Below are 7,085 nucleotides of genomic sequence, written 5' to 3'. Positions count from 1 at the left end.
CGTCGCCGGGGAGGCGGCGGACGCGGCGGCACCGGCAGCTGCCGTCGCTCCCGCGATCGGCGAGGCGCCGGTGGCCGGGCGCGCGGTCTCGACGAAGTTCGTGCGCCGGGCGTCGCGCTTCTCGCGGAAGTTCTCGCCGTCGAAGCCCGCGGCGATGACCGTGACGCGGACCTCGTCGCCCAGCTCGTCGTCGATGACCGCGCCGAAGATGATGTTCGCCTCGGGGTGAACGGCCTCCTGCACGAGGCGGGCGGCGTCGTTGATCTCGAGGATGCCGAGGTTCGAGCCGCCCTGGATGGACAGCAGCACGCCGTGGGCGCCGTCGATCGACGCCTCCAGCAGGGGCGACGCGACCGCGAGCTCCGCGGCCTTGATCGCCCGGTCGGCGCCCTTCGCCGAGCCGATGCCCATCAGGGCGCTGCCGGCGCCCTGCATGACGCTCTTCACGTCGGCGAAGTCGAGGTTGATCAGGCCGGGCGTCGTGATCAGGTCGGTGATGCCCTGCACGCCGGCGAGCAGCACCTGGTCCGCGGTCGCGAACGCCTCCACGATGGAGATGCCGCGGTCGCTGATCTCGAGCAGCCGGTCGTTCGGCACGACGATCAGCGTGTCGACCTCGTTCGCGAGCGCCTGCACGCCGCGCTCCGCCTGCTGCAGGCGCCGCTTGCCCTCGAACGCGAAGGGCTTCGTCACGACGCCGATGGTGAGGGCGCCGATCGACTTCGCGATGCGGGCCACGACCGGGGCGCCGCCCGTGCCGGTGCCGCCGCCCTCCCCCGCGGTGACGAAGACCATGTCGGCGCCCGCGAGCGCCTCCTCGATCTCCTCCGCGTGGTCCTCGGAGGCGCGGCGGCCCACCTCCGGGTCCGCGCCGGCGCCGAGGCCGCGGGTCAGCTGCCTGCCGACGTCGAGCTTCACGTCCGCGTCGGACAGCAGCAGGGCCTGCGCGTCGGTGTTGATCGCGACGAACTCGACGCCGCGGAGGCCCAGCTCGATCATCCGGTTGACGGCGTTGACGCCGCCGCCGCCGACGCCGACGACCTTGATGACCGCGAGGTAGTTCTGGTTCGACGTCACGAGGACCTTCCGGTGCTGCTGGGGTGCGATCGGGTACGGCTCAACTTCAAGTTGAAGGTGAATCTCCTGATGATCAGGGGTTTCCGCCGAGGTCGACGGTAGGCGCAGGTCCTCCGGCGGCGCTCGCGACGCGCCGGGGGCGGCCGGCTCAGCGGGTGAGGACGACGCCTGGCGAGGACACGTCGAGCCGGGTCGCGCCCTTCGCGGCGGACCGGAGCGCGGCGTGCAGCGCCTCCGCCTTCGCCTCGCCGTCCTCGGCGCCGCCCCAGCGCACCCGCAGCCCGCCGGCGAGCGTGAGGACGACGTCGTCGGGGCTGGTCGCGGTGACGTCGGAGACGGCGGGGAACGTGCCGGCGAGCGCGGCGAGGGCGGCGGTCGCGGAGGCGTACGCCGCGGCCGGGCGGTCCGCGCCCTGCGGGACCGTCACCACGGGCAGGGTCGTGCGGGCGGGCGCGGTCGACACGACCACGTGGGCGGCGTCGACCTGCGCCCAGCCGGACGCGGTCCGCTGCTGCGCGACAGGCGTGCGCGGCACGACGACGAGCTCGATCGTGTCCGGGGGCCTGCGGACGAGGGTGAACCGCTCCACGGCGGGCACCGCCGCGAGCGCGGCCGCGACCTGCGCGTCGTCGACCAGCGCGACGGGCCGGCCGAGCTCGCCGGCGAGCGCCTGCCGCACCTGCGCGGCCAGCGCGTCGGAGGCGCCGCGCACCGCGATGGTGCGCACCGGGAACACCGGGCCGAACGCGAGCGCGGCAGGCACGCCGACCAGCAGCACGCCGACGCCGAGCACGGCCGTCAGGACCAGCCGCGGACGGCGCGCGCCGGCGCCGCGCCGCTCGGCCGCCTCCGCGCGCCTCCGGCGCCGGACCGCGGCGCGGATCGCGCGGCGGTCGTCGCGGGCCGAGCGCGGCGGGTGCGCGTCGTGCGCGACCGGCAGCGGCACCGGCGGGCCCGGTGCCGTGCGCTGCGGCATCGCGGGCGGGCGGGCGGTGCCGAGCCCGGTCGGGGCCGAGGGCCTCGGAGGCGGCGTCACCGAGCCGGCGCCCGATCGCCGAGCGCCTCGAGCAGCTGCGGCACGATGCGGTAGACCGAGCCGCAGCCCAAGGTGACCACGAAGTCGCCGGGACGCGCGAGCCGCGCGACGAGGTCGGCGGCCTGCGCCCAGTCCGGTGCGTAGTCGACGCGGGCGGGATCCCGGAACCGCTCGACGACCAGCTCGCCGGTCACGCCGGGCACCGGGTCCTCCCTGGCGCCGTCGACGTCGAGCACCACGGTGTGGTCCGCGGTGCGCTCCAGCACCTCGGCGAAGCGGCCGGCCATGGCCCGCGTGCGCGAGTAGAGGTGCGGCTGGTGCACCGCGATGATGCGCCCCTCCCCCGCCACGGTGCGGGCGGCGGTGAGCGCGGCGTCCACCTCGGCCGGCAGGTGCGCGTAGTCGTCGTAGACGCTGATGCCGTCGACGCGGGCCTGCAGGTCGAACCGGCGCCCGGTGCCGCCGAAGCGCGAGACCGCGGCAGCGGCCTCCTCCAGCCCGTAGCCGAGGCCGAGCAGGACCGCGATCGCGCCGGCCGCGTTCACGACGTTGTGCCGGCCGGGGATCCGGAGGCGGATCCGCGCGGTCGCGCCATCGGCGACGACGGTGCCGCCCGCCGCGCCGTCCGTGGTGATGTCCACGACCCGCACGTCGGCGTCCGCCGACTCGCCGTACGTGCGCACGGCGCGGTCCGCGATGCGCGCCCGCACGCGGCGGGCGCCCGGGTCGTCCGCGTTGATGACCAGCAGCTCGGCCGCCCGGTCGCCGAACGCGACGAAGGCGTCGTCGAACGCGTCCTCGGTGCCGTAGTGGTCGAGGTGGTCCGCGTCGACGTTCAGCACCAGCGCGATCGCGGTGTCGTACAGCAGGAACGAGCCGTCCGACTCGTCCGCCTCCACGACGAAGACGTCCCCGTCGCCGAGGCGCGAGGACGTGCCGAAGTCCTTGATGGTGCCGCCGTCGACGAAGCTCGGGTCCGCACCGAGCGCGTCGAGCGCGACCGCGACCATGCCGGTCGTCGTGGTCTTGCCGTGGGCGCCGGCGACCGCGACGAGCCGGTCGCCGCCGATCAGCGCCTTCAGCGCATGGGAGCGGTGCAGCACCGGGACGCCGCGGCGGCGCGCCTCCAGCAGCTCCGGGTTGTCGGGCCAGAGGGCGCTGGTCACGACGATCGCGTCGACGTCGCCGAGGTTGCCGGCGTCGTGCCCGATCGAGACCGTGGCGCCCGCGTCCCGCAGCGCGTCGGTGTAGGCGTTCCTGGTGCGGTCCGACCCGGTGACCGTGGCGCCGCGGGCGAGGAACAGCCTCGCGATGCCGCTCATGCCGGAGCCGCCGATCCCGACGAAGTGCACCCGGTCGAGCCGGGCCGGGATCGGGACGGTGAGATCGGGCTTGATCGTCATGCGGCCGAGGGTACGCGGACGCCTCAGCGCAGCCCGGCGCGCGCCAGGCGAGTCATCCGCTCGGCGCCGTCGCGGACGCCGTCGCCGGTCGCCGCCGCCGCCATCGCCGCGACCCGTGCCGGGTCGGCGAGCAGCGGCAGGACGACGGCCGCGAACCGCTCCGGGGTGAACGTCGCGTCGGGCTCGAGCACCGCGCCGCCCGCCGCGACGACGCCCGCGACGTTGAAGCGCTGCTCGCCGTTGCCGACGGCGTACGGCACGTACACGGCGGGCAGCCCGACCGCCGAGTACTCGCTGACGGTCGTCGCGCCGGCGCGGGACACGGCGAGGTCGGCTGCCGCGAGCGCGAGGTCCATCCGGTCGCAGTACGGCAGCAGGCGGTACCCCGGCAGCTGCGGGTCGGTCACCTCCTGCTTCCCGCCGGCGAGGTGCAGCACCTGCCAGCCCGCGCCGACGACCGCCGCGGCGGAGGCGATGACCGTGCCGTTGATCCGGCGCGCGCCGGTCGAGCCGCCCATCACGAGCAGCACCGGCCGCGCCGGGTCGAAGCCGAACGCGGCGAGCGCATCGTCCCGCAGCGCCCGGCGGTCCAGGGCGGCGATCTCCCGGCGCAGCGGCATGCCGACGCGGGTCGCGTGCGGCAGCGGGGTGCCGGGGAAGGTGACGCCGACCGCGCGGGTCAGGCGCGCGCCGAGCCGGTTCGCCAGGCCGGGCTTCGCGTTCTGCTCGTGGACCGCGATCGGCACGCCCCTGCGGCGGGCGGCGAGGTAGGCGGGCGCGGCGGCGTACCCGCCGAACCCGATCACCCCGTCGATCCCGCGGTCGGCGAGGTACCGGCCGGTGAGCGCGATCGACCCCGCGACGGCGCGCGGGAACCGCACCGCCGCCGCGTTCGGCCGCCGCGGGAACGGGAGCCGCGGGATCACCAGCAGCTCGTAGCCGCGCTCGGGCACGAGCTGCGACTCGAGTCCCTCGGCGGTGCCGAGCACCAGCGCCTCGTCGCCCTCCTCCGCCAGCCGGTCCGCGACCGCGAGGAGGGGGTTGACGTGCCCGGCGGTGCCCCCGCCGGCGAGCAGCCAGCGGGTCATGGCCGCCGCACCGCGCCGCCGCGAGCGGCCGGGTGGTCCGAGCTGACCGCGGGCCGCGGCCCGCCGGTCACCGGGCGGTCGACGAGCGCCATGACGAAGCCGACCGCGACCAGGTTCGCGAGCAGCGACGAGCCGCCCGCGGAGACGAACGGCAGCGGGACGCCGAACACCGGCGCGACGCCGACGACGACGGCGATGTTCGCGAACGCCTGACCGACCAGCCAGGCGAGCAGCATCCCGCCGGCGACCCGGGTGAAGCGGTCCTTCGTCCCGGTGGAGATGCGCAGCAGCACGACGGCCAGCGCGACGAAGCAGGCGAGCAGCACGAGGAGGCCGAGCAGGCCGGTCTCCTCGCCGATGACCGCGGCGATGAAGTCGTTGTCCGCCTCCGGCAGCCAGAACCACTTCGACACCGAGTTGCCGATGCCGACCCCGGTGAGGCCGCCGTTCGCGAGGGCCCACTTCGCCTGCGTCGTCTGCCAGCAGTGGGTGCTGAGGATGTCGCTGACGCACCCCTCGCTCCACGCCGCGATGCGGCCGGTGCGGGAGCCGTTCATCTGCGCCAGCAGCCAGAGGCCGCCGGCGCCGACCGCGCCGGGCAGCAGCAGCACCCGCAGCCGGACGGCGCCGAACCACAGGGCCCCCAGCACGATGAGGCAGAGGATCAGGCTCGTGCCGAGGTCGCCGCCGAGGTAGACCGAGCCGATCGCGAGGCCGGAGAAGGCGAACACCGGCAGCAGCGCGACCAGGCCGAGTCGCTCGCCCGGGCGGCGCGAGAAGAACGTCGCGAGCATGAGGACGAGGCCGACCTTCACGAACTCGGACGGCTGGACGCTGATGGAGCCGAGCCGGATCCAGTTCTGGTTGCCGCCGACGCTGGTGCCGAGCGGCGTGAGCGCCGTGACCAGCTGCAGCAGCACGGCGCCGCCGAAGATCCAGCCGGCGACGCGCGGGAGGACCGCGGTGGAAAGCCGGGTCCCGATGGCGAGCATCAGAGGGATGCCGACGAAGGCGGCGACCGCCTGGGTCGTGAAGTCGCCGTAGGGGTTCCCGGCGACGCCCGCCTCCACGCTGGAGGAGGACAGCACCATCACCAGCCCGAACACGACGAGGAAGAGCGTGATCGCGCCGAGCGCGAGCGAGTCGGCCCCCGCGACCGACGAGATCGACGGGATCGAGATGCGCTGCACCACGGGGCGGCGCGGCACCGGCAGCCGGACGACCGGCGCCAGGGAGTCCGTGCGGGTGGCGGTGGCCATCGGCCCTCCTCCGTGGTGTCAGGCGCCGCCCGGCTGCGCGAGGGCCTCGCGGACTGCGGCGGCGAACCGCGCGCCGCGGTCCGAGTAGTCGGTGAACTGGTCCATGGACGCCGCAGCGGGGGCCAGCAGCACGACGTCGCCGGGTTCGGCGATCGACCTGGCCGCGTCCACCGCGAGCGGCATCACCCGGTCAGTGTCCACGTCGGGCACCACCGTGACGGGGACGCCCGGCGCGTGTCGGGCGAGCGCCTGCTGGAACGCGGCCGGGTCGCGGCCGATGACCACGGCGCCGCGGAGCCGGCCCGCTCCGGCCGCGGCGGCGACGAGGGGCTCGACGTCGACCCCCTTCGTGAGGCCGCCGGCGATCCACACGACGTGCTCGAACGAGCCGAGCGACGCAGCGGCGGCGTGCGGGTTCGTCGCCTTCGAGTCGTCGACGAACCGCACGCCGCCGGCCTCCCCGACGGGCTGGATGCGGTGGGGGTCGAGCCGGAAGGCGACGAGCGCGTCGCGGATCGCCCGGGGCTCCGCCCCGACCGCCCGGGCGAGGGCCGCCGCCGCGAGCACGTCCGCGACGACGTGCGGCGCGGAGAGCCCGGCGTCGTGCAGCGCGTGGAGGGTCGTCAGCTCGAGCGCCGACGTCCGCCGCTGGTCGAGGAACGCCCGGTCGACGAGCACCTCCTCCACGATCCCGACCTCGGACACCCGCGGGATGCCGCGCGTGAAGCCGATCGCGCGGCAGCCCTCCTGCACCTCCGCGTCGCGCACGAGCCGCTCGGTGACCGGGTCCTCGACGTTGTAGACGCAGGCGAGGCGCGTGCGCTCGTACACCCGGCCCTTCGCGGCCCGGTAGGCGTCGGCGGAGCCGTGCCAGTCGAGGTGGTCGTCCGCGATGTTCAGGCAGGCGCTCGCCGCGGGCGCGACCTCGCCCATCCAGTGCAGCTGGTAGCTGGACAGCTCCACCACGAGCACGTCCCAGCCGTCGGGCTCCCGGATCGCGTCGAGCACCGGGCTGCCGATGTTGCCGCAGGCGCGGGCGCGGAGCCCGCCCGCCGTCAGCATCGCGGTCGTCAGCCGCGTGGTGGTCGTCTTGCCGTTCGTGCCGGTGATCGTGATCCACTCGGCCGGGACGCCCGCCTTGTCGCGGAGGCGCCACGCGAGCTCCACGTCGCCGAGCACCGGCACGCCCGATGCGGCGGCCCAGGCGAGCGCGGGCACGTCG

General features: G+C 75.7%; 6 protein-coding genes. All 6 read right to left on the bottom strand.

Translation table 11 applies throughout. From position 1 onward, the window contains the following. Window positions 1-1,077 (bottom strand): cell division protein FtsZ (gene ftsZ, locus ACFE60_RS16235; protein ID WP_375389899.1); only part of this gene is annotated, 1,077 nt, incomplete at its 3' end. A gap of 148 nt (window positions 1,078-1,225) precedes the next feature. After that, a complete protein-coding gene (locus ACFE60_RS16230; protein WP_375389898.1) occupies window positions 1,226-2,053 on the bottom strand; it encodes a cell division protein FtsQ/DivIB in 828 nt (275 codons plus the stop codon). Between the two features lie 56 nt (window positions 2,054-2,109). Continuing rightward, complete coding sequence (gene murC, locus ACFE60_RS16225; RefSeq protein ID WP_375389897.1) at window positions 2,110-3,516, bottom strand: UDP-N-acetylmuramate--L-alanine ligase; 1,407 nt, start codon at window positions 3,514-3,516, stop codon at window positions 2,110-2,112. Between the two features lie 23 nt (window positions 3,517-3,539). Then, a complete protein-coding gene (locus ACFE60_RS16220) occupies window positions 3,540-4,604 on the bottom strand; it encodes a glycosyltransferase (RefSeq protein ID WP_375389896.1) in 1,065 nt (354 codons plus the stop codon). Next, window positions 4,601-5,863 carry an FtsW/RodA/SpoVE family cell cycle protein gene (locus tag ACFE60_RS16215; RefSeq protein ID WP_375389895.1) on the bottom strand — a complete coding sequence of 421 codons (1,263 nt, stop codon included), beginning with the start codon at window positions 5,861-5,863 and terminating at the stop codon, window positions 4,601-4,603. Before ACFE60_RS16215 ends, ACFE60_RS16220 begins: the two co-directional genes overlap by 4 nt. Window positions 5,864-5,881: 18 nt before the next feature. Further along, the coding region (gene murD, locus ACFE60_RS16210) for a UDP-N-acetylmuramoyl-L-alanine--D-glutamate ligase (RefSeq protein ID WP_375389894.1) at window positions 5,882-7,085 on the bottom strand (1,204 nt) is incomplete at its 5' end.

The sequence above is a fragment of the uncultured Amnibacterium sp. genome (assembly GCF_964245895.1).
Lineage (GTDB): Bacteria > Actinomycetota > Actinomycetes > Actinomycetales > Microbacteriaceae > Amnibacterium.
The sequence above is the reverse complement of the archived record's forward strand: the minus strand, read 5'-3'. Positions and strand labels throughout refer to the sequence as shown.